16 protein-coding genes and 1 pseudogene are annotated in these 22,202 nt (G+C 69.0%); 14 read left to right on the top strand and 3 right to left on the bottom strand.

Annotated elements, in window-relative coordinates; translation table 11 throughout:
* Nucleotides 1-4: 4 nt before the first annotated feature.
* The 4 genes from QZV72_RS06125 to QZV72_RS06110 are packed head-to-tail and all read left to right on the top strand — an operon-like array spanning nt 5 to nt 5,611.
* A complete protein-coding gene (locus QZV72_RS06125) occupies nt 5-1,540 on the top strand; it encodes an acyl-CoA carboxylase subunit beta (protein WP_297006338.1) in 1,536 nt (511 codons plus the stop codon).
* A 14-nt stretch (nt 1,541-1,554) separates the two neighbouring features.
* The gene (locus tag QZV72_RS06120; protein ID WP_297006320.1) at nt 1,555-3,615 is read left to right on the top strand and encodes a biotin carboxylase N-terminal domain-containing protein; all 2,061 of its coding nucleotides are present in this window, start codon (nt 1,555-1,557) and stop codon (nt 3,613-3,615) included.
* A gap of 46 nt (nt 3,616-3,661) precedes the next feature.
* On the top strand, nt 3,662-4,825 hold the full coding sequence (locus QZV72_RS06115) for an acyl-CoA dehydrogenase family protein (protein ID WP_297006336.1): 1,164 nt from the start codon (nt 3,662-3,664) through the stop codon (nt 4,823-4,825).
* Between the two features lie 27 nt (nt 4,826-4,852).
* Nucleotides 4,853-5,611 carry an enoyl-CoA hydratase family protein gene (locus QZV72_RS06110; protein ID WP_297006318.1) on the top strand — a complete coding sequence of 253 codons (759 nt, stop codon included), beginning with the start codon at nt 4,853-4,855 and terminating at the stop codon, nt 5,609-5,611.
* A gap of 97 nt (nt 5,612-5,708) precedes the next feature.
* On the opposite strand, the gene QZV72_RS06105 is transcribed toward QZV72_RS06110, so the two are convergent.
* Complete coding sequence (locus QZV72_RS06105) at nt 5,709-6,128, bottom strand: AMP-binding protein (RefSeq protein ID WP_297006316.1); 420 nt, start codon at nt 6,126-6,128, stop codon at nt 5,709-5,711.
* A 296-nt stretch (nt 6,129-6,424) separates the two neighbouring features.
* Between QZV72_RS06105 and QZV72_RS06100 the strand changes: the two genes are divergently transcribed.
* The gene (locus QZV72_RS06100) at nt 6,425-7,588 is read left to right on the top strand and encodes an acyl-CoA dehydrogenase family protein (protein ID WP_297006314.1); all 1,164 of its coding nucleotides are present in this window, start codon (nt 6,425-6,427) and stop codon (nt 7,586-7,588) included.
* Between the two features lie 42 nt (nt 7,589-7,630).
* Here QZV72_RS06100 and QZV72_RS06095 read toward each other — a convergent pair whose 3' ends face one another.
* On the bottom strand, nt 7,631-8,977 hold the full coding sequence (locus QZV72_RS06095; RefSeq protein ID WP_297006312.1) for a CdaR family transcriptional regulator: 1,347 nt from the start codon (nt 8,975-8,977) through the stop codon (nt 7,631-7,633).
* A gap of 122 nt (nt 8,978-9,099) precedes the next feature.
* Between QZV72_RS06095 and QZV72_RS06090 the strand changes: the two genes are divergently transcribed.
* The 9 genes from QZV72_RS06090 to QZV72_RS06050 all read left to right on the top strand — a co-directional run bounded on the left by QZV72_RS06090 (nt 9,100) and on the right by QZV72_RS06050 (nt 21,741).
* Nucleotides 9,100-10,680, top strand: a complete 1,581-nt coding sequence (locus tag QZV72_RS06090; RefSeq protein WP_297006310.1) for a GMC family oxidoreductase — start codon at nt 9,100-9,102, stop codon at nt 10,678-10,680.
* Between the two features lie 74 nt (nt 10,681-10,754).
* Nucleotides 10,755-12,347, top strand: coding sequence for an AMP-binding protein (locus QZV72_RS06085; RefSeq protein ID WP_297006308.1), 1,593 nt, complete (start codon nt 10,755-10,757; stop codon nt 12,345-12,347).
* A gap of 1 nt (nt 12,348) precedes the next feature.
* Entirely contained in the window at nt 12,349-13,143 is a 795-nt protein-coding gene (locus tag QZV72_RS06080; RefSeq protein WP_297006307.1) for an enoyl-CoA hydratase/isomerase family protein, read from the top strand.
* A 75-nt stretch (nt 13,144-13,218) separates the two neighbouring features.
* The gene (locus QZV72_RS06075; protein ID WP_297006305.1) at nt 13,219-13,824 is read left to right on the top strand and encodes a TetR/AcrR family transcriptional regulator; all 606 of its coding nucleotides are present in this window, start codon (nt 13,219-13,221) and stop codon (nt 13,822-13,824) included.
* Between the two features lie 22 nt (nt 13,825-13,846).
* Complete coding sequence (locus tag QZV72_RS06070; RefSeq protein WP_297006303.1) at nt 13,847-15,310, top strand: NAD(P)/FAD-dependent oxidoreductase; 1,464 nt, start codon at nt 13,847-13,849, stop codon at nt 15,308-15,310.
* Between the two features lie 306 nt (nt 15,311-15,616).
* Nucleotides 15,617-17,095 carry a class I adenylate-forming enzyme family protein gene (locus tag QZV72_RS06065; RefSeq protein WP_297006301.1) on the top strand — a complete coding sequence of 493 codons (1,479 nt, stop codon included), beginning with the start codon at nt 15,617-15,619 and terminating at the stop codon, nt 17,093-17,095.
* A gap of 49 nt (nt 17,096-17,144) precedes the next feature.
* Nucleotides 17,145-19,022 (top strand): DUF3556 domain-containing protein, encoded by a 1,878-nt coding sequence (locus tag QZV72_RS06060; RefSeq protein WP_297006299.1) that lies wholly within the window; start codon nt 17,145-17,147, stop codon nt 19,020-19,022.
* Complete coding sequence (locus tag QZV72_RS06055; protein ID WP_297006297.1) at nt 19,019-20,458, top strand: NAD(P)/FAD-dependent oxidoreductase; 1,440 nt, start codon at nt 19,019-19,021, stop codon at nt 20,456-20,458. The genes QZV72_RS06060 and QZV72_RS06055 overlap by 4 nt, the downstream gene beginning before the upstream one ends.
* Complete coding sequence (locus QZV72_RS06050; protein ID WP_297006295.1) at nt 20,458-21,741, top strand: CdaR family transcriptional regulator; 1,284 nt, start codon at nt 20,458-20,460, stop codon at nt 21,739-21,741. The genes QZV72_RS06055 and QZV72_RS06050 overlap by 1 nt, the downstream gene beginning before the upstream one ends.
* Nucleotides 21,742-21,765: 24 nt before the next feature.
* On the opposite strand, the pseudogene purH reads toward QZV72_RS06050, so the two are convergent.
* Nucleotides 21,766-22,202, bottom strand: a pseudogene (gene purH, locus QZV72_RS06045) (bifunctional phosphoribosylaminoimidazolecarboxamide formyltransferase/IMP cyclohydrolase); the annotation flags it as partial.

Here is a 22,202-nt window from a genome sequence, read left to right as displayed (position 1 = left end):
GGCCATGCGGTCACGGCTCGACGAGGTGACGGCGGCCTACGCCACCGCCGTCGCCGGTGGCGGCGAACGCGCCCTTGAGCGGCATCGCGCGCGGGGGAAGATGACCCCGCGCGAGCGCATCGACTCACTGCTCGACCGGGGTTCACCCTTCCTCGAACTCTGTGGTCTGGCCGCCTGGGGTTCGCAGTTCACCGTCGGGGCCTCCATCGTCGGTGGCATCGGCACCGTCGAGGGCACCGAATGCCTGCTCATCGCCAACGACTCCACAGTCAAGGGCGGAACCTCCAACCCGTGGACGCTGCGCAAGATGCTCCGGCTCCAGGAGATCGCCCTGGAGAACCGCCTGCCCCTGATCAACCTCGTCGAGTCCGGCGGTGCGGACCTGCCGACCCAGAAGGAGGTGTTCATCCCCGGCGGCGCGCAGTTCCGTAACCTGACCCAGCTCTCCAGGGCCGGTATCCCCACCGTCGCCGTGGTCTACGGCAACTCCACCGCCGGTGGCGCCTACGTCCCCGGCCTCTCCGACCACATCATCATGATCGAGGACCGCTCCAAGGTCTTCCTCGCGGGCCCGCCACTGGTCAAGGCCGCGACCGGGGAGGTCACCGATGACGAGTCCCTCGGCGGCGCCGACATGCACGCCCGCACCTCCGGCCTGGCCGACCATCTCGCCGTCGATGAGCTGGACGCCGCCCGCATCGCGCGCGACGTTGTCCGCCGTCTCAACTGGCAGCGTACCGGGGTGCCCGCGCGCACCACGGTCCATGAGCCGCGGTTGCCCGGTGAGGATCTGCTCGACATCGTCCCCGACGGTCTGAAGGTGCCCCACGACCCCCGGGAGATCATCCGCCGCATCGCAGACGGCTCCGGGTTCGATGAGTTCAAGCCCCTCTACGGATCCAGTCTGGTCACCGGATGGGCCGAGATCCACGGCTGGCCGGTCGGCATCCTGGCCAACGCCCGCGGCGTCCTGTTCAGCGAGGAGGCGCAGAAGGCCACCCAGTTCATCCAGCTGGCCAACCGGTCGAACACACCGCTGCTGTTCATGCACAACACCACCGGATACATGGTCGGTAAGGAGTACGAGCAGGGAGGCATCATCAAGCACGGTTCGATGATGATCAACGCGGTCGCGAACTCGACCGTGCCGCACATCTCCCTGATCACCGCCGCGAGTTACGGCGCCGGGCACTACGGCATGTGCGGCCGTGCCTTCAATCCCCGGTTCCTCTACTCCTGGCCCTCGGCCCGCTCCGCGGTGATGGGCTCCGAACAACTCGCCTCGGTCACCAGCTCGGTGGCCGCGGCTTCCGCCCGGCGCCGTGGCACCGAGTTCACCGCGGCCATGGAGCGGCAGATGTTCGACCAGATCCGGGACCAGATCGACGCCGAGTCCCTGCCGCTGTTCCTGTCCGGGATGCTCTACGACGACGGCATCATCGACCCCCGCGACACCCGGACCGTCCTCGGCCTCTCACTGTCCGCCATCAACTCGTCCCCCGTCACCGGCACCGACAGCTTCGGCGTCTTCCGGATGTGAGAAGGAGAACCACCATGACCGACGTCACCTCCCCCCGCCCCGTCACCTCTGTCCTCGTCGCCAACCGTGGCGAGATCGCCCGACGGGTGTTCGCCGCCGCCCGGCTGCGCGGCCTGTCCACCGTCGCCGTCTACTCCGATGCGGACGCTGACGCCCCCTTCGCCACCGAAGCGGACGCCGCCGTCCGCCTGCCCGGCACCAGTCCGACCGACACCTACCTCGACGCCGGGCTCATTCTCGACGCCGCCGCCCGGACCGGGGCGGACGCGGTCCACCCCGGCTACGGTTTCCTCTCCGAGAACGCAGACTTCGCCCGCGCCGTCACCGAGGCGGGACTGACCTGGATCGGCCCGACCCCCGAGGCGATCACCGCCATGGGGTCGAAGACCCGGGCGAAGGAGATCATGGCCGACGCCGGGGTGCCCGTACTCACCAGTCTCGCCGTCGACGAAGTCACCGAGGAAATGCTCCCGGTGCTGGTCAAGGCCTCCGCCGGTGGCGGTGGCCGCGGAATGCGCGTGGTCCGCACCCTGCCGGATCTTCCCGCCGAGGTCGACCGTGCAGCCGCCGAGGCCGCCAGCGCCTTCGGCGACGGCACGGTGTTCATCGAGCGCTACATCGAGAACGGGCGGCATATCGAGGTCCAGCTCATGGCGGACACCGTCGGGACGGTGTGGGCGGTCGGCGAGCGTGAGTGCTCCATCCAGCGCCGCCACCAGAAGGTCGTCGAGGAAGCACCCTCCCCGCTGGTCGAACGGATCGACGGCATGCGCGACCGACTGTTCGCCGCAGCCCGCGCCGCCGCCACCGCCATCGGCTACACCGGGGCCGGAACCGTCGAATTCCTCGCCAATGACCGGGGCGAGTTCTTCTTCCTCGAGGTCAACACCCGGCTCCAGGTCGAGCACCCCGTCACCGAGGCCACCACCCACCTGGACCTGGTGGGACTGCAGATCGATGTGGCGGAGGGCCGCCCCCTGCCCGCCGACGTTCCACCGTCGGTCGACGGCTGGGCGGTGGAGGCCCGCCTCTACGCCGAGGATCCGGGCCACGACCACCGGCCACGCTCCGGTGAGCTCACCCGTCTCGACGTCGACGGTGTGGTCTCGGAGTTCTCCGGCCCGCCGGTTCCCGGCCTACGGCTGGACGCCGGTCCGGTACCCGCCCCAGGGCATCCGGCGACGGTCGGGGTGGACTATGACGCGATGCTCGCCAAAGTCATCGCCTGGGCCCCCACCAGGGCCGAGGCGGTCGGCCGGCTGACCGGGGCGCTGCGGCGGGCCCGGATCCACGGGCTGGGCACCAACCGCGACCAGCTGGTGAGGGTCCTCGACGACCCCGATTTCCGGGCAGGGAACTTCTCCACCTCCTTCCTCGACACGATCCACGCAGCACCCGACGACCCGGTCCGGCTCCCGCTCGCCGACGCCGTGGCCGTCCGGCTCTCGGCGTTCGCCGCTGCAGTCGGCACCGAGGCCGCGACCGTGGCCGCGGGGCCCGTCCCGGCGGTCGCCCCCGGCTTCCGGCTGTTCACCGCCGCGCACAGCACCCACCGGTTCCGCGACAGCAGTCCCGTCGGAGACGACGACGGGGAGGTGACCGTCACCGTCGTCCGTGACCGGGACGGTGTCCGGCCCGGCGACCTGCCCCGGGGAGTCTCGACCGTCGCCGTCGACGACGTCCGCGCTGTCGGTGCCACCGCCACCGTCACCCTGACCGTCGACGGCGTCCGGCGGGTCCTCACCGTGCACCGCTACCCCGGCGGGGTGATCGGGGTGGACTCCCCGCTGGGACCCGTCAACCTCGTGGAACTTCCCCGCTACGACGACCCGTCGACGGCCGCCTCAGCGGGTTCCCTCACCGCCCCGATGCCCGGCACCGTCATATCGGTACGGGTCGGTCCCGGTGACCGCGTCACCGCCGGGCAGACCCTGCTGACCATCGAGGCGATGAAGATGGAGCACGACATCCTCTCCCCCGCCGACGGCACTGTCGCTGAGCTGCCGGTCGCCGCAGGCCGGCACATCGACACCGGCACGCTGCTCGCCGTCATCACCACCGGAGAGGACGACTGACGTGACCACCACGGGACAGCAGAGCACCGCGTCCGACCAGATCACCCTGACCGTCCACGAGAACGAGGAGCACCGGGCCCTGCGCGAGGTCGTCCGCACCCTCGGCACAACCTACGGTGTCGCCTACATGACCGCCTGCGCCGACGCCGGCGACTACCCCACCGAACTGTGGCGGGAGGCCGGCCGGCTGGGACTGATCGGGGTGAGCCTGCCCGAGGAGTACGGCGGGGGCGGCGCCGGCCTCCAGGAGCTCTTCATCGTCGAGGAGGAACTCGCCGCGTGCGGTTCGGCCCTGCTCATGCTCGTGGTCTCTCCCGCGATCTGCGGCACGATCATCGCCACCTACGGCACCGACGACCAGAAGCGGCGCTGGCTGCCGGGCATCGCCTCCGGCGACATCATCAGCGCCTTCGGGATCACCGAACCCGACGCGGGCACCAACACCCACCGGATCGCCACCACCGCCCGTCGCGACGAGGGGACCGGAGGGTGGGTCCTCCGCGGACAGAAGACCTTCATTTCAGGGGTCGACCGGGCCGATGCCGTACTCGTGGTGGCGGGCGTCGAGGACGCCGACACCGGGGTACGCCGTCCCTGCCTGTTCATGGTGCCGACCGATGCCGGCGGGTTCACCGCGACCCCGATCCCCATGGAGGTCACGCTCGCCGAGGAACAGTTCCAGCTCTTCCTCGACGACGTGCAGCTGCCCGCGGACGCCTTGATCGGCGACATCTCCACCGGCCTGGATCAGCTGTTCACCGGGCTTAACCCGGAGCGGATCATCGCCACCGCGATGGCGACCGGGACCGCCCGCTACGCGCTGGACAAGGCGGTGGCCTACGCGAGGGAGCGTTCGGTGTGGGGCACCCCGATCGGCGCCCACCAGGGAATCTCCCACCCGCTGGCCAGGTGTCACATCGAGCTGGAGCTTGCCCGCCAGATGGGCCGCCATGCTGCAGCCCTCGCCGACGGCGGGGACCGGCGGGGCGCGGCGGCCGCGGCGAACATGGCGAAGTACGCCGCCGGGGAGATCTCCGCGAAAGCCCTCGACCAGGCGGTGCAGACCCTCGGCGGCAACGGACTGTCGAGCGAGTACGGGCTGGCCCGTCTGTTCGCCGTCTCCCGACTGCCGCGGATCGCCCCGGTGAGCAGGGAGATGCTGCTCAACTACGTCGCCCAGAACATCCTGGGCCTGCCCAAGAGCTACTGACCGGAAACCCACCCGAGAGGAACCACTGTGCCCGTCACCTACGAATCCCGCGCCGGAGCCGCCCGTATCGTCCTCGACGAACCGGCCAGGCGCAACGCCCTGTCCCCCGCCCTGCTCGACGACCTCGCCGCCGCGCTGGCCCGGGCCGCCGTCGACGTCACGGTGCGCAGCGTGGTCCTTTCCCACACCGGGCCGACCTTCTGCGCCGGTGCCGATCTTTCCGCGGCCGAGGGAAGCGACATGGCGGAGGCTGCGGGCCGGTTCATCAGCGTTCTGCGCGCCGTCGTCGCCTGCCCGAAGCCCGTCATCGCCGCCGTCGACGGCAGTGTCCGCGCCGGTGGTGTGGGCCTCGCCGCCGCCTGCGACATCGTCGTCGCCTCCCGGGGCTCCTCGTTCGGCACCACCGAGACCCGGATCGGGGTCGCTCCGGCGATGATCGCCCTGACCGTGCTGCCGCGGATGGACGCCCGCGCGGCGTCCCGCCATCTCCTCCTCGGCGACGTCTATTCCGCGGCGGACGCCCTGCGCTACGGCCTGGTCACCGAGGTCACCGAGGGCACCGTCGATCCGACGACCCGCGCCGAGGAACTCGCCGACCAACTGCTGCGCTGTTCACCCCAGGGGCTGCGCGAGACGAAGGCCCTGCTCACCGCGGATATCCTCGCACGGTTCGACCACGACGGCGCGGAGCTGTCCCGGCTCTCCGCCTCCCTGTTCAGCTCCCCCGAGGCGAAGGAGGGCATGCACGCCTTCCTCGAGAAGCGTGCCCCGGCCTGGATGCCGTGACCTGTACCGGAATTCCCCGCTGCCGCGGGCCCCGGCACAGGGTACTGGACGCCGGCAGGAAGAACGCCCGCAACGTCTGATGCGGACGGGACGGGGATCAGCGGTCGACTGCTGAGACGCTTCCCGTCCATTGCTCACGCAGCTGCCGTTTGAGGACCTCCGGGATCTTGAACCCCCGCGAGGTTGCCCCGCAGCCAGGCCTGGAGGTCCTCTCCGGTGAGGGGGGGTGTCCCGTGGTCCCGGACGTGTACATGATCATGCAGCCGTCGTTCTCACGAACGTCCCGGTTGACCCGTTCCGGGGAGCCGCGCGTCACCGTGGTCTCCAGCTCAGATTCCTTGCCGGCGCGCCGCATTTCACTGTCGGCGAGGATGAACTCGCTCTCCCGTGGGGCGGGCCGGTAGTTCACCGGCACCGAGATGGCGCCGAGTGTGGCGACCGCCGGGAGAATCTCCATGGACTCGATGGAGTTCCTGGTCAGCAGCGCTACCCGGTCACCTCTGGTGATGTGACTCATCTCACTGCATTGCTGCTGAACCTATCCTAGTGGAAAACCAGTTACAAGTGCTTGCTTTGTGTAGGCCACATATCTACGATGTGAGACAGCGCACACCAGAAGAAGTCCCCTCACCGGCGCCCGGAAACATCACAGTCCCGGCGCTTACCGCGCCCGTCGGGGGAGTTGACTACCCCGACAGGCCAAGGCGTGGAATTCATGGACGACGGGCCCGACTGAGGACCCCCCGCGCAGCTGTTCCGCCGGCCCGTAAAGAGATCATTCATGACTGATAAACCCACGAAAGGGACGCACCTATGAGCCACCAGGACTGGAGCTCGTTCGAGATCACGGCGCTCCGTGACCTCGCGACCGAGTTCACCCGCAGCAACATCCTTCCGCACCAGGACGCGTGGGAGGCAGACGGAGAGATTCCACGCGAGCTGTCCCTTGCCGCGGGGAAGCTCGGGTTCCTCGGCATCGACTTCCCCGAGAGAGTCGGTGGCGGAGGTGCCGGTTTCCGCGAGTTCGCCTCCATCATCGAGGCGATGCACGAGGCGGGTGCCGCAGCCGGTGTCGAACCCGCCCTCTTCACCGTCGCGATCTCCTGCCCCCACATCATCGCGGCAGGTGATGATGACCTCATCGACCGTTACGTGCGTCCCGCCCTCTCCGGGGAGCGCATCGGTTCCCTGGCCATCACCGAACCCGGGGGAGGTTCCGATGTCGGCCATCTGCGGACCACTGCCCGGCGCGACGGCGACGAGTACGTCATCAACGGCTCGAAGACGTTCATCACCTCGGCGGTGCGCGGCGATTTCACCGTGGTCGCGGCACGCACCGGAGGCCCGGACCTGCCGGGGGCCGGCGGTGTCTCGCTCATCGTCGTCGAGAACGACACACCGGGGTTCACAGTCACCCGGAAGCTGACGAAGATGGGCTGGCGCTGCTCGGACACCGCCGAACTGTCCTTCGACGACGTCCGGGTCCCGGCCACGAATCTCATCGGGGAGGAGAACACCGGCTTCCGGTTGATCTCCCTCGGATTCGTCACCGAACGGCTCACGATGGCGGTACAGGCGTACAGCCAGGCCCAGCGCTGTCTCGATCTCAGCGTGCAGTGGTGCCGGGACCGGGAGACGTTCGGGGCTCCGTTGATCTCCCGCCAGCACATCCAGATGACACTCGCGGACATGGCACGGAAGGTCGACATCGCCCGTACCTACACCCGCGCGATCATCGACCGCTGGGACGACGGGGAGACAGACCTCGTCACCGAGGCGTGCTTCGCGAAGAACACCTGCACGGAGATCGGGGAACAGGTGACGAACGAGGCGGTCCAGCTGTTCGGGGGTGCCGGGTTCATGGACGGCACCGAGGTGGAACGCCAGTACCGCGACATCCGGGTCAACGGTATCGGTGGCGGCACCGTGGAGATCCTCAGGGAACTCACCGCCCGACGACTCGGCTACACCGTCTGACCCCGCCGCCCCTCCCCTGCGGAGGCGGGACTCGGGCGCCGGTCAGCGGAACCGTACCGCCAGCGCGACGGCCGCCCGCAGCCGGAGGGAGCCGGCGTCCCGGTCGCCGGTGACACCGGTGACCTTCGACACCCGGTACGACACGGTGTTGGGATGGACCGACAGTCGCTCCGCAGCTCTCCTCAGGCTGAGCCCCTCCTGCTGGTAGACGGCCACGGTCTCCAGCAGGACATCGGCGTCCGTGGCCCGCAGTACCCCACCCAGCACCTGTTCCATGAAGTCCCGGGCCGCGACCCCGTCGGCGGTGAGGAGCGTCTCCACCGCCGTGTCACGGAAGCGGATGATCCGGCCCTGCCGTTCCTGCCGGCCCTGCCGGACTGCGCCTTCGGTGACGACCGTGGAGAGCATCGCGAGGCGTCGGGCACTGCCGGCCTGCCGGTGGGTCCGGCGGAAACCCTCCACCCCGGATCCCGGGTCACCGATCGCCGCGTGGACCCCACCGAGAGTGTCAGGGTCGATCCGGTCGATTCCCGCCGCGCTCCCCGCGCCAGTCTTCCCGTCTTCCCCGGGGCCCAGCTCGACCCACCCGAACAGCATGTCACGCTCCGGCCCTCCGGGCACCACGAGGGAACCCCGGGCGCCGGAGGTGACCACTGTGGCGGCGTGCCGCAGCGCGATCCCCGCTGCGGCATCCTCCGCCCCGGTCCCACCCGTCCACTCCTCCTGCTCCCCGGGCAACCACAGGATGAATCCCTGGTGCCGTGACCCGAGCCGGTAGCGCAACCGCCGTGACGAGTCAGGCACCGCGACCCGGTCACCGGAGAGGACACGGGACACCTCCGAGAGGAGCAGGGCCTGATCCCGGTGGAGGACGTGCCACCGCTCGGACTCGTGCGCACTGACCAGTTCGGCGGTGACGGATTCAATGTAGGCGAAGAGGAATGCCGAGGTCGCAGCGGAGACTGCACCCAACTCGCGGGTGTCGCTGACCCGTTCAGCCAGCGACCGTGACCAGATGTGCCAGAAGCCGGCGTGCCCGATGCGGTAGATCTGCAGCAGGGTCTCCACCGGCACGGAGTGCCGTGCCAGTTCCACCGCCCAGCTCACCGCTTCAGGCGGCGCGGTGGCGTCGCGGGGGATCGTCCACTCCGCCAGCATCCTGCGCAACACCTCGATATTGGACGTTGTTGATCGGTCCATGGCGTCGAGAAGTGGTTTCTGTACCCCCGAGAGCGCCGGGACCTCGGCTCTGACGCGCGCGTTGATCGCATCACAGATGGACTCAACCTCGCCGGTGAGACCATCGGCCACATCGGCGACGAGAGCCCGTCCATCCTCATCGAGGCTGGATATCAGCACTTCTGGTCCGATCTCGAATGAGTAGGTCACGGCACCACCCTAGCAGAATGTTTGTGCTTGAACCCAATATTCGCGCCAGAAGTCTAGGGGCCGGGACATTGTCGGCAGTAAACAATCATGCTTGACTTGTTCCATGAGAAAAGGAGTGATTCATGTCACATGATTACGACTACATCGTCATCGGCGCCGGCTCTGCGGGCTGTGCCGTCGCCGCCCGTCTCGCCGCCACATCCTCGGTCCTGCTCGTGGAAGCCGGAGGCCACAGCCGCCGACTGTCGGTGAAAGCCCCCGCCGCTTTCCCGAAACAGTTCCACGGCCCGCTGGACTGGGACTACTGGACAGCCCCCGAACCACACCTCAACGGCCGCATGCTCCACTCCCCCCGCGGCAGGATGCTCGGCGGATCCAGTGGCATGAACGCACTGATCTACCTGCGGGGCAACCGGCTCGACTACGACAGTTGGGCCTCCCACGGTGCCGAAGGATGGTCGTACGACGACGTCCTCCCCGTCTTCCGTCGCGGCGAGAACAACCGGGACATCCATGACAGCTACCACGGCAGCACCGGACCACAGCACGTCCGCCGTATCACCGACATCGACCCTGTCACCCTCGCACTGATCGACGCGGCAGCGGGTACCGGGGTGCGGCGAAACCCCGACTTCAACGGCGCCGTCCAGGACGGGACAGGCGCGTTCCAGGTCATCGAGCACAACGGGGCCCGGTTCACCAGCGCGGACGCCTACCTGACGCCCCTCAGGAACAACCGCAGTCTCACCATCCGCAGCAAAACCCTGGTCCACCGGATCATCCTCGACAACGGACGGGCGCTCGGCGTCGAGGTGCAGAGCGGCAACGGACCGGTCGAACGGATCCACGCCCGCGGCGAAGTGATCGTCTCCGGCGGGGCGTTCAACACCCCCGCCGTCCTGCAGCACTCCGGTATCGGTGACCCCGAACTGTTGTCCCCGCTCGGCATCCCCACGAACGTCAGCCTCCCGGCCGTCGGCCAGAACCTCATGGAGCATCCGCTGACCTACGTGACATTCGAGCTCAAGAAGGGCTACACCGGACTCCACGACATCTCCGACCCGAGACACCTCGCGAGATGGCTGCTCCGACGTCGGGGAAAACTGACCAGCAACATCGCTGAAGGCGGCATCCACATACGGACAGAGTCCACCATGCCCGCCCCGAACTTCCAGATCGTGCTGTCCCCGTCCTTCTTCTACCAGCACGGGGCACAGGCCTGGGAAGTCCCCGCAGCGACCATGGCCCTGTCCTACCTCACCCCCTCCAGCAGGGGAACCGTCAGAATCGCCTCCGCCGACCCGTCCCGGAAACCTGTCGTCACCTACAACATGTTCTCCCGCGACCACGAGTTCACCGAGATGATCGACGGCATCGAGTACGCCCGCGACGTGGCCGCCAACGCCCGTCGCGCCGGCGTCATCGGGGATGAGATCACACCGGGGCCGGCCTTCCCCGGCCGTGACGGGCTACGGCAGTGGATCCGGACCACCGCCCAGCACACCTACCACCCGGCCTGCAGCGCCCGGATGGGCACTCCGGAGGACGGCGTGGTCGACGCCCGGCTGAAGGTCCACGGCGTGGAGAACCTCCGCGTCGCAGATACCTCGGTGATGCCCACCGTCATCCGCGGGAACACCCATGCACCGGCCGCGATGATCGGCGAGCGCTGCGCCGACTTCATCATCCAGGACCGGAGCTGACAGGCACCCGAGAGACGTCCACGAGACGCGACACCCCCTACCACCGACAACCGACGACTCCCAAGGAGAACCCCATGACACCTCTCGAACAACGCCGCGGAACGCCCGACGAGCTCCTCATCGACTTCATCGACACCTGGGCTGACAAAACCCCCGATGCCGGAGCCCTGCGCTACGGGGACCGCAGCATCACCTGGTCCGACTGGAGAAGCCGCATCCACGACCTCGCCGGTCTCCTCACCGCCCACGGCATCGGACGCGGGGACCGCGTCGCCTTCCTCGACAGGAACCACCCCGTGCTCCTCGACCTGGTTTTCGCCGCCGCGTCGATCGGCGCCGCGGCCGCGGTCCTCAACTGGCGGTACAGTCTCGACGAGGTCCGGTACGCACTCGAAGACTCCGGGGCGCACCTGCTCATCGCCGGCGAGGAGTTCGCCGGGATCGCCGCCGAACTCCCGGACCTGTGCCCGGAACTGACCGCCGTCATCCTGCTCGACGACGACCCCGACGGCCAGTACGAGACCATGCTCAGGGAGGCCTCCCCCGTCCCGGTCGATGCACGACCGGACGACACCGCCCTGGTGATCTACAGTTCGGGAACCACGGGCCGCCCCAAAGGGGTGGTGCTCAACCAACGGTCGCTGGTGGCGCACACCCGCAACGTCGGCCAGAGCTTCCCCTTCGACACCGGTGACGTCAACCTGGTGGCCATGCCGTTCTTCCACGTGGGCGGGGTCTGCTACGCGTTCTTCGGGATCAGGGAGGGGGTCGACAGCATCATCCTGCGCAACCCTGACGGCCCCTCGCTGATCGGCGCCCTCCACTCCGGAGCCACCCATGCGTTCCTCGTGCCACCGGTGATCAAGACCCTGCTCGAGGCCGGGGCCCCCGCCCACGAGGCCGTGGCGAAGCTCAAGATCCTGGGGTACGGGGCGTCCCCCACCCCCCTGTCACTGCTCCGCAACGCGTTGGACACCTGGCCCGGTGTCGGATTCGTCCAGGTCTACGGCCAGACGGAGCTGTGCGGCGTGGTCGCCACGCTGCAACCGCAGTTCCACCGGGATCCAGACCGCCCCCATCTGCTGCTGACCAGCGGTCGCCCGGTACCGGAGGCGGAGGTCCGGGTACTCGACACCGAAACCGGAGAGGAGGTGCCGGTCGGTACCAGCGGTGAACTGTGCTTCCGCAGTCCCCAGATCATGGACGGCTACCTCAACCATCCCGACGCGACGGCACAGACCGTCGTCGACGGATGGATCCACACCGGTGACATCGGCCGTGTCGACGGGAACGGGTTCATCTACTGTGAGGACCGGTTGAAGGACATGATCATCACCGGTGGCGAGAACGTCTACGGTCCGGAGGTCGAACGCGTACTGCTCGAACACCCGGCGGTTGACGACGCCGCAGTCATCGGGATCCCCGACCCCCACTGGGTGGAGACGGTGAAGGCGGTCGTCGTCCTCAACGATCAGGTGCCCACCACGGACATCATCGCCTTCACCCGCGAACGCCTGGCAGGATTCAAATGCCCACGCTCCGTCGACGTGGTCGACGAACTCCCCCGCAACGCCAGCGGAAAGATCCTGAAACGCGACCTGCGGGCCCCCTATCTCCGTGCCGCGTCAGACCCCGCAGCCGCCGGCGTCCACCCCGGGGGACGATGACATGTCCGCACCCCGCGTGAACTCCCCGACCACACCTGTGACCTGCACCCGCGTCAACACACTACCGGACACGGCGTGGATCACCCTCGAACACAGGTCCGTGGACCTCGCCTGCGCTGAATCGCTGGCGACGCACCTCGCCACGGTCGCCGACGACCCGGCGATCCGGTGCGTGGTGCTCACCGGCCGAGGTCGCATCTTCAGCGTCGGAGGAGACCTCGGCGCGCTCGCCGATCCCGCGACACCGGTGCGCGCCGTGGTCACGACACTCAACCGGGCCGTCCTGTCGATCGCCACGATGCCGAAACCTGTGCTCGCCGCCGTCAACGGCACCGCCGCCGGGGGTGGAATGGGGTTGGCGTTGGGGACGGACCTGGTCGTCGCCACGGAATCCGCCAGATTCGTCCCCGCGTTCTCCGCCATCGGCGCCCCGCCGGACACCGGATTCACCGCCGCAGTGTCCAGGTTGTCCGGTCCCGCCACCGCGTACCGGCTGTACACCGAGAACCCCCACCTCTCCGCGACAGAGGCGGCCGACCTGGGACTGGTCAGCCATGTCCACCCGGACCGGGACTTCCGGGACGCCGTGGGACGGCATGTCCACACCCTGCTGGGCATCCCGACCGCCGCAGCGGCGGCCACGAAGCGACTCCTCCGTGAATCACCCGACGTCCTCGCCGCCCGACTCGAGGCCGAGGCGGACGCCATGTGCGAGATCGCCGCCACCGACGACTTCCGGGACCGGGTACGGGCATTCCACCGCGGTCACGGAACTCCCCGGAATGTCTCGCCCTGACGCGGCACCGGTACGGTGGTGGGGCACGAGCAACCGGCAGAAAGCACCACCGAACACCCCGCGACAGGAGGACACATGCCCCGCGAACCCCAGCAGGACCGCAGCCGCGAAACCCGCCGACGGCTGCTGGACGCCGCGCTGGCCACCCTCACCGACCACGGTCTCACCGCCACCACGGTCAGCGGGGTCGCCCAACGCGCCGGGGTGTCCCGTGGCGCGGCCCAGCACCACTTCCCCACCCGGGACGCCCTGGTCGAGGCCACCATCGACGAGTTCTTCGCGGAGCGAACCCACCAGCTCCGCAACGCGGTGGCGGCACTGCGCCCCGGCGCCGAGGGCGCCTCGGTCACCGAGGTCCTGGACCTGGTCTTCGGGTTCTTCAGCGACAGCCTCTTCCACGCGGCAGTCCAGGTGTGGGCGGGTGCGGCCTCCGATGCACAGCTCAAGGCGGTGATCCTGCCAGCGGAGGAGCGCTACAGTCGGGAGGTCTACCAGCTCGCCGCACTGGCACTCAACGCGGACCTCTCCGACCGGCGCACCCGCCGCATGCTCAGCATGACCCTCGACATCGCCCGTGGGCTCGGTCTGGCCTCGGTACTGATCGACGACTCGGGGCACCGGGACGAGGTCGTCGAGACCTGGGGGACAACACTGTCCGGGGCAATCCGGCGCAACGGGTGAGGGCCGGCCCTACGATGGCGGCATGCCCCGCCCACCCCGCACCGCCACTGTCGTCGGGTCAGGCCCCAACGGACTGGCTGCAGCCCTCGTGCTCGCCCGGGCCGGACTACAGGTCACGGTGCTCGAGGCGGCCCCGACCACCGGTGGCGGACTACGCAGCGGCGTGACGGTTCCCGGGTTCTCTGACGGGCCCGTCCACGACCACTGCGCGACGACCTTCCCCCTGCTGCGGTCCGCCCCCTTCTTCCGGGAGTTCGGTGGCGCCCTCACCACCCGCGGACTGGAGTTCGCGTCCGCCCCGCTGGACGCCGTGCATGTCCTCACCGGCCGTCGCAGCGCCACCCTGCACACCTCGGTGTCGGATACGGCAGCAGGCCTTCCCGGTAGAGACGGTCGCATCTGGCAGGCATCCTTCGGCCCGCTCGCCGCCCGGGCGGACGCGGTGACCGACGAGTTCCTCCGGCCGATGGCGCACCTCCCCCGGCACCCGCTGCTCTTCGCCGGGTTCGGGATACAGGCGGGGCTACCGGCGTCCCGGTCCTGGCGCCGGTTCCGTACCCCGGAGGCCCGCGCACTGTTCGCCGGTATCGCCGCCCACGCCTTCACACCGCTGACCCGCCCAGGATCGGCGGCCGCCGGGATGATGCTCGCCGTCACCGGGCACACCCACGGCTGGCCCGTCGCCGTCGGCGGCGCACAGTCGGTGACGGATGCCCTGGTCGGCGAACTGGAATCACTCGGTGGCCGTGTCGTCACGGACACGCCGGTCACCGACCTATCCCAGGCGGACGCGGACATCGTCCTGCTCGACACCTCCGTGGAGACCGCGGCGCTGATCCTCGGACGTCGGCTCCCGGCGTCGGTGGCGCGGACTTGGCGCCGGTTCCGACGGGGACCGGCGGTGGCGAAGGTCGACTACGTCATCGAGGGTGGGATTCCCTGGACCAGCGTGAACGCCCGGCGCGCCGGGACCGTGCACCTGGGCGGGACCGCGGAGCAGGTCGCTGCGGCGGAACAGGACTGCTGGGACGGTCGGCTGCCGGAGCGTCCCTTCACCCTCGTCGGCCAGCCCTGGCTCGCCGACCCGTCGCGGTCGGTGGTGACCGACGGGCGGACGCTGAACCCGGTGTGGGCCTACGCCCATGTCCCGCCCGGATGGGACGGCACGGAACAGCAGACCCTTGAGCTGGTCACCACACAGATCGATCGGGAGGCCCCCGGTTTCCGGCAACGGGTCCTCGGCTGTGCGGCCGCTCCCCCGGCGGTGGTGGCGCAGAACCCGAACAACATCGGCGGCGACATCGCCGGCGGGGCCTGTGACCTACGCCAGCTCCTGGTCCGCCCGCGGCTGCTGCACCCCTACGACACCGGAGTGCCCGGCGTGTACCTGTGCTCCTCCTCCACCGCGCCGGGTGGTGGTGTCCACTTCATGTGCGGGATGAACGCGGCGCAGCGGGCGCTGCGTGTGGCTGAGACGCTGGAGTGACGGCGCGCCCGGCAGATCTACGACCGGTGGAGCCGCCCCGATAACCGAGTTCACCGGCACCAACGGCGGACCGGCCCCGACCAGCCCGTTCATCGGGGTCCCGGTGGTGCGGCCGCTGTCCGGGGGGCTGCGGGACATATGCCATGTCACTGGAGTGCAGCAGTTCACGGCCGGCCTGCACGACCCGCCACACAGTTTTGTTTCGACAGTACAAAAAGTCGGTGAAACTCTGGCCTCCGGGGCCGTTTCCACCCCCGGAAGTAACCAATAGTGTTTTGTATCACACTCAAGATCGGAGTTTTCACCGTGCCCCTCTCCCCGTACTTCTCCTGGGATCTCGCCCACCGCGGCGACCTCCCCTGTGTCCGCGACGACGACACCACCCTGACATACCGCGACTTCGCCCGCCGCACCGACGCGGCCGCCGCGCAGTTCCGCGACCTCGGTGTGGGACGCGGCGACGTCATCGCGACCTTCCTACCCAACCGTGTCGAGATCCTCGTGACAATGATGGCAGCCTGGCGCCTAGGCGCAGTCATGACCCCGGTCAACCCCGGTTTCACCGAGACAGAAGCCCGTCACCAGCTGGAGGACTCCGACGCCCGGCTCATCGTCGGCGACACCCCCGGCCACTCCGCCGCCGGCCGCACCGTCCTCGGCTGCGACGACCTGCACACGGAACCCGACCCTGCCTGGCTGGCCCCGGAGCCTCCCGGCCCCGCCGACATCGCGCTGCTGATCTACACTTCCGGCTCCACCGGCCGTCCCAAGGGCGTACAACAGACCCACGCCAACATCGCGACCACAGCCACCGCACTCGTGGAGCACATGGGCTTCACCGCCGATGACCACGCCCTGCTCATCCTGCCGCTGTTCCATGCCAATGCGATCTACGCCAGCTTCCTGCCGATGATGATCGTCGGCGGCCAGCTCAGCATCACCGGAACCTTCTCGGTACGCCGCTTCTTCACCGACGTTGAGCGGCTGCGGCCCACCTACTTCTCCGGTGTGCCGACGATCTACTCCCTGCTGGTCACTTCACCGGACCTCGCCGGGGCGGACACCAGCTCCCTGAACTTCGCGATCTGCGGCGCCGCCCCCGCTTCCCCTGAACTCATTGAGGCCGCGCAGTCCGCCCTCGACATCCCGCTCATCGAGGGCTACGGGCTTACCGAGGGCGCCTGCGTCACCACGTGCAACCCCCGCCACGGCGTCCGCAGACCGGGCACCGTCGGCGTCGCCCTGCCCGGACAGGAGATCGCCGTGCTCGACGACGAGGGCGAACCACTGCCGACAGGAACGCCCGGAGAGGTCGCCGTCCGCGGACCGAACATCATGCGCGGCTACCTCAATCGCCCTGACGCCACCGCCGAGACGGTCGTGGACGGTTGGTTGCACACCGGAGACATCGGCTTTCTCGATGTCGACGGCTACCTCACCCTTATCGACCGAAAGAAGGACATGATCATCCGCGGTGGAGAGAACATCTACCCCAAGGAGATCGAGTCCGCCCTGACCACCCACGCCGGCGTCCTTGAATGCGCCGTGGTCGGCGAGCCCGACCCCGTTCTCGGCGAGGTCCCGGTCGCCTTCGTCGTCAGCTACCCCGGTGCGGAGATCACCGGCGACGACCTCATCGAACACCTGCGCCCGCAGCTGGCCCGGATCAAACTGCCACGCACCATCCAGATCGTCGGCGAACTACCCCGCAACCCGGTCGGCAAGATCGATAAACCCGCGCTGCGTGACCTGTTGCGAGTCCGGCGCACCGCCGCCGCGTCGTGACCCCGCCAGAACCACCCACCAGAACCACCCAACGGAACGGAGATCCACCATGGGACTGAAAGACTCGAACCCCCCACCCGTCGACCCTGCCACCTTCCTCGACCGACCTTTCTCCGACCGGATCCGGGCGACCAGCACCCACTGGACGGAGAACGGGCTCGGCACCCCAAAGATGATCAACGTGATCTACCTCGTCAAGGTCCTCGTCCTCCACATCATCGCCGGTGTCTGTCTCGCCACCCTCACATCCGGCATGAACCCGCTGCACATCGCCGAATGGTGGGACGAGCTGATCGTCTACCAGAAGCTGCTGCTGTGGACCTTCCTCCTCGAGGGACTCGGACTCGGCGGCTCATGGGGGCCCCTCGCCGGCCACTTCAGCCCGATGACCGGAGGCTTCCACTTCTGGCTCAAACCCGGCACCATCCGACTCGCCCCCTGGCCTGACAAGGTTCCCTTCACCCGGGGAGACACCCGCACCGTCGTCGATGTCGCCGTCTACGCCGCTGTTCAGGTGCTCCTCGTGCTCGGCATCGTCTGGCCCGCCACCGACTCCGCCGGAGCCGGTGAGCACGGTCTCGTTCAACCGGCGGTCATGTGGCCGCTCGCGGCGTTGCTGGTCGTCCTCGGACTGCGGGACAAGATCCCCTTCCTCGGAGCGCGCGCCGAACAGTATCTCCCGGCCGTCGTCTTCTTCGCGGCCCTGCCGTTCGTCGACATGATCATCGCCCTCAAACTCCTCATCGTCGTCGTCTGGGTCGGAGCCGGAGTCTCCAAATTCGGGCACCACTTCTCGATGGTCATCCCCCCGATGATGTCCAACACCCCGTGGCTGCCGTTCAAGGCCGTCAAGCGGATGCTGTACCGGAACCACCCGCACGACCTCCGCCCCGCGAAGACCGCGGTCGGCATCGGCCACGTACTCGGTACTCTCGTGGAGGTGGTCACCCCCGTCGTTCTCCTGTTCTCCACCAACCTGTGGGTGACCGTCACCGCCGCGGCACTGATGGTCTGCTTCCATCTCTTCATCTTCTCCACCTTCCCGCTGGCGGTGCCCCTGGAGTGGAACATCCTGTTCGCTTTCACCACCGTCGCACTGTTCGTCGGACACCCCGCCTGGGACGGTTTCGCCGTCACCGACGCCGCCCACCCCTGGGCCATCATGCTCGTCGCCGTCGTTCTCCTCGCTTTCCCGGTGCTCGGCAACCTGCGTCCGGACCTCGTTTCCTTCCTCCCCTCCGCCCGTCAGTACGCCGGCAACTGGGCCGCCGCGGTCTGGGCTTTCGCCCCCGGTGCCGAGGAGAAGCTGGACGAACATGTCATCCGTGGCTCGAAGAACACCCGTACCCAGCTGCTCACCGTGTATCCGCCGGAGGTCGCTGACATCCTGATGCACCAGTTGATGGGCTGGCGCTCGTTGCACAGCCAGGGACGCGGCCTGTTCTCCGTCATGCACCGCGAGCTCGGCCGGAAGATCGACACTTACTCGCTGCGGGAGGCGGAGTTCGCCTGCAACTCCCTCGTCGCCTTCAACTTCGGTGACGGACACTTCCACGACAAGAAGCTCATCGACGCACTCCAGCGCCGCTGCAACTTCCTGCCCGGCGAGTTCATCGTCGTGTGGGTGGAGTCCCAGCCGATCCACCGTGGCACGCAGGAGTACATGGTCATCGACGCCGCCGTCGGGGTCATCGAACGCGGCACCTGGAAAGTCGCCGACGCCGTCGCCGAGCAGCCCTGGCTGCCGAACGGTCCGATCCCGGTCACCGTGACCGAGCGCATGGACATCCCACGGGTCGCGGACCGCGACCTCGGAGAGACCACCACCTCCACCACCGCAGACGCGGCGGACGCTTCTGACGCCACAAACGTCGTGGACTCCCACGCCGACGATGACGACGGCGTCCCCGCGGGGTCGGCACTGTGACCCGCGCCGTCGTCATCGGAGCAGGCCCGAACGGCCTCGCCGCCGCCCTCCACCTCGCCCGCACCGGCGTGGACGTCCTGGTCATCGAGGCCGCGGACGAGGTCGGTGGAGGGGCCCGTTCGGCCGAGCTCACCCTCCCCGGCCTCATCCACGACACCTGCTCCGCCTTCCACCCGATGGGTGTGGGCTCCCCGATCTGGAAGGAGGTCGACCTCGGGTCCTACGGCCTGACCTGGCGATGGCCGGACCTCGACTGCGCCCACCCGCTCGACGACGGCTCCGCCGGGCTGCTCCACCGCAGCATCACCGACACCGCCGCCGGCCTCGGCGCGGACGGCCCGCGGTGGAAAGCAGTCTTCGGCGACCTGGCCCGCAACTTCGACGGTCTCGGCCACGACCTGCTGCGCCCCGTCGTCAACGTCCCCCACCACCCGTTCGCCCTCGCCGCCTTCGGCCCCCGGGCACTGCTCCCCGCCTCCGCCCTCGCCAAGGTGTTCCGCACCCCCGCCGGACGCGCCTTGTACGGCGGGATTGCCGCCCACGTCTACACCGACCTTGACCGCCCGCTGACCGCGTCCCTCGGACTGATGATCGGTGCCAGCGGCCACCGCTACGGCTGGCCGGTCGCCGAGGGCGGGTCCGGTCAGATTGCCGCCGCACTCTCCCGTGCACTGGCGGCCGCTGGTGTCCGGGTGGAGACCGGCTCCCCGGTGACCTCACGGGCGGACATCCCGGAGGCGGACCTCGTTCTGCTCGATCTCTCCCCCGCCCAGACGCTGTCCCTGTACGGTGACCTCATGCCAGCACGGATCCGCAGAGCCTACGGCCGGTACCGGATGGGCTCCGCCGCCTTCAAGGTCGATTTCGCCGTCCGTGGGGACATCCCGTGGACGAACCCGGACTGCGCCCGGGCAGGAACGGTGCACCTCGGCGGGTCCTTCGCTGAGATCCGGGCCACCGAGAAGCAGCGCGCCGCCGGTACGATGGCGGAGCACCCGTTCGTACTGCTCGGCCAGCAGTACGTCGCCGACCCCACACGCAGCCGCGACGGCGTCAACCCCGTCTACGCCTACGCCCACGTCCCCTTCGGCTACGACGGGGACGCCACGGAAGCGGTCATCTCGCAGATCGAGCGGTTCGCCCCGGGATTCCGGGACACCGTCGTAGCGACCCGTTCCACCTCGACGGCCGACCTGGCGGTCCACAACCGGAACTTCATCGGCGGCGACATCATCGGTGGATCCAACGCCGGCCTGCAGATGCTGTTCCGCCCCCGCGCCGCAGTCGACCCGTACCGCACCGGAGTGCCCGGGGTGTTCCTGTGCTCGCAGTCCACCCCGCCCGGCGCCGGCGTGCACGGGATGTGCGGCTACCACGCTGCCGAGTCCGCGCTGCGTTCCCTGCGCTCCCACCGTCCGTCGGTCAGGACCCGCTGATGCTCGAGGACGCCGCGCTGCGGGCGCACACCGTCGAGATCGCGCGGCGTCTCCGCTGCAACGAGGAGGAGGCGACAGCGGCGGTCACCAACGCCATCGCGTCCTCCCTCGACCGGTTGGACGCCGACGCGACCCTCCACGACATGCTCGACGCGAGCGTCCACGGCAACGTGACCACGATCATCCACATCCTCGCCAACGGCATCCCCACCGGAAACCTCCACCCCACCACCGCGGCGGTGGAGTACGCGATGCGACTGGCCCAGCGGGAGGTCCCCGCCACCTCCCTGGTACGCGCGTACCACATCGGGCAGAACGTGCTGCTGAGGTACCTGTACCGGCAGGTGGACGACCTCGGTCTGGACACCCCGGACGCGATGCAGTTCACCGGGCATGTCTCCGACATCCTCGCCGACTACATCGACTGGATCACCTCGTACGTCTTCCAGGCCTACGAGGACGAGCGCCGTCGCTGGCTCGGTGCGGAGTCCCAGGTCCTGACCTCCGCCGTCCTCTCGGTCCTCGACTCCCCCGACCCGGATCCCGTACCCCTGGAGCGTGAGACAGGGTACCGAACAGACCAGCGGCATCTCGCGGTGATCCTCTCCACCACCGGGGACGCCGTCACCGTCCGTGACATCCACCGGACCGCCCGGACCCTCGCCTCGGACCTCCGGTGCGACGGCGCGCCGCTCATCGCGACCATCGACCGGCAGACCGTCTGGGCGTGGCTGCCACTCGGCGCCCGGCCCCGGGCCGTCGGTTCCGGCGACATCGCCCGGACGTCGGACAGATCCCGGACACGCCGCCCGTCGGGTGGCTCCGCCCCGGAGATCAGGACTGCGGTGGGTCTCCCCGGTACCGGGATCAACGGTTTCATCCGCAGCCACCGGCAGGCCCGGCTCGCCTACGCGGTCGCGTCAGGTGCAGGGGCAGGTGCTGGGACCGCCGGCGGAGAGGCCGTGACCGGCTACGCGGACCGCGGGGTGGCGATCACCGGGATGCTGGCGAGGGATCTTGCGGAGACCCGTCACTGGGTCCGTGACATCCTCGGTCCGCTCGCCGACCCGGGCGAGACGAACGAGGTGCTTCGTGAGACACTCCATGCCTTCCACGCCGCCGGGGACAGTCACGTCCGGGCCGCAGAGGCCCTCAACGTGCACCGCAACACCGTGAAGTACCGTGTCACCAAGGCACTCGCGGAGCTTCCGGAGGCCGACCGGCTGGACCGCGCGCTCGCGCTGTCCGTCTGTCGGCTCCTCGGGGACGCCGTCCTCGACTGACTGTGACGGCGAGTCGCCCCCGGATCAGTGCGCGAAGTGACGCTCACCGGTGAGGTACATCGTGACCCCGGCCTTCACCGCGGCGTCGATGACCTCCTGGTCGCGCACGGAACCACCGGGCTGGACCACGGCGGTCACACCGGCCTCGGCCAGCGCCTCGAAGCCGTCGGCGAAGGGGAAGAAGGCGTCGGACGCGGCGACCGCCCCGACGGACCGCTTCTCGTCACCGGCCAGGGTGTTCGCCCGCTCGACGGCGATCTTGGCGGAGTCGACCCGGTTGACCTGGCCCATGCCGACACCGACGGTGGCGCCGCCCTTGGCCAGCAGGATCGCGTTGGACTTCACGGCACGCACCGTGCGCCACGCGAACTCCAGGTCGGCGAGGGTCGCCTCGTCGGCGGCCTCTCCCGCGGCCAGGGTCCAGTTGGCGGGGTCGTCACCGGCGGCGTCCACCAGATCGG

It is taken from the genome of uncultured Corynebacterium sp., from assembly GCF_902782855.1.
In the GTDB taxonomy this organism is placed as follows: Bacteria; Actinomycetota; Actinomycetes; order Mycobacteriales; family Mycobacteriaceae; genus Corynebacterium.
Note: the sequence above shows the minus strand (reverse complement) of the source record. Positions and strands in the feature narration are given on the sequence as shown.

Excerpts from the sequence above, each read along its gene's own strand:
- QZV72_RS06125 (WP_297006338.1), top strand. The coding sequence starts at position 5 with ATGCGGTCACGGCTCGACGAGGTGACGGCGGCCTACGCCACCGCCGTC.
- QZV72_RS06120 (WP_297006320.1), top strand. The coding sequence starts at position 1,555 with ATGACCGACGTCACCTCCCCCCGCCCCGTCACCTCTGTCCTCGTCGCC.
- QZV72_RS06105 (WP_297006316.1), bottom strand. The coding sequence starts at position 6,128 with ATGAGTCACATCACCAGAGGTGACCGGGTAGCGCTGCTGACCAGGAAC.
- QZV72_RS06100 (WP_297006314.1), top strand. The coding sequence starts at position 6,425 with ATGAGCCACCAGGACTGGAGCTCGTTCGAGATCACGGCGCTCCGTGAC.
- QZV72_RS06090 (WP_297006310.1), top strand. The coding sequence starts at position 9,100 with ATGTCACATGATTACGACTACATCGTCATCGGCGCCGGCTCTGCGGGC.
- QZV72_RS06085 (WP_297006308.1), top strand. The coding sequence starts at position 10,755 with ATGACACCTCTCGAACAACGCCGCGGAACGCCCGACGAGCTCCTCATC.
- QZV72_RS06080 (WP_297006307.1), top strand. The coding sequence starts at position 12,349 with ATGTCCGCACCCCGCGTGAACTCCCCGACCACACCTGTGACCTGCACC.
- QZV72_RS06075 (WP_297006305.1), top strand. The coding sequence starts at position 13,219 with ATGCCCCGCGAACCCCAGCAGGACCGCAGCCGCGAAACCCGCCGACGG.
- QZV72_RS06070 (WP_297006303.1), top strand. The coding sequence starts at position 13,847 with ATGCCCCGCCCACCCCGCACCGCCACTGTCGTCGGGTCAGGCCCCAAC.
- QZV72_RS06060 (WP_297006299.1), top strand. The coding sequence starts at position 17,145 with ATGGGACTGAAAGACTCGAACCCCCCACCCGTCGACCCTGCCACCTTC.
- QZV72_RS06050 (WP_297006295.1), top strand. The coding sequence starts at position 20,458 with ATGCTCGAGGACGCCGCGCTGCGGGCGCACACCGTCGAGATCGCGCGG.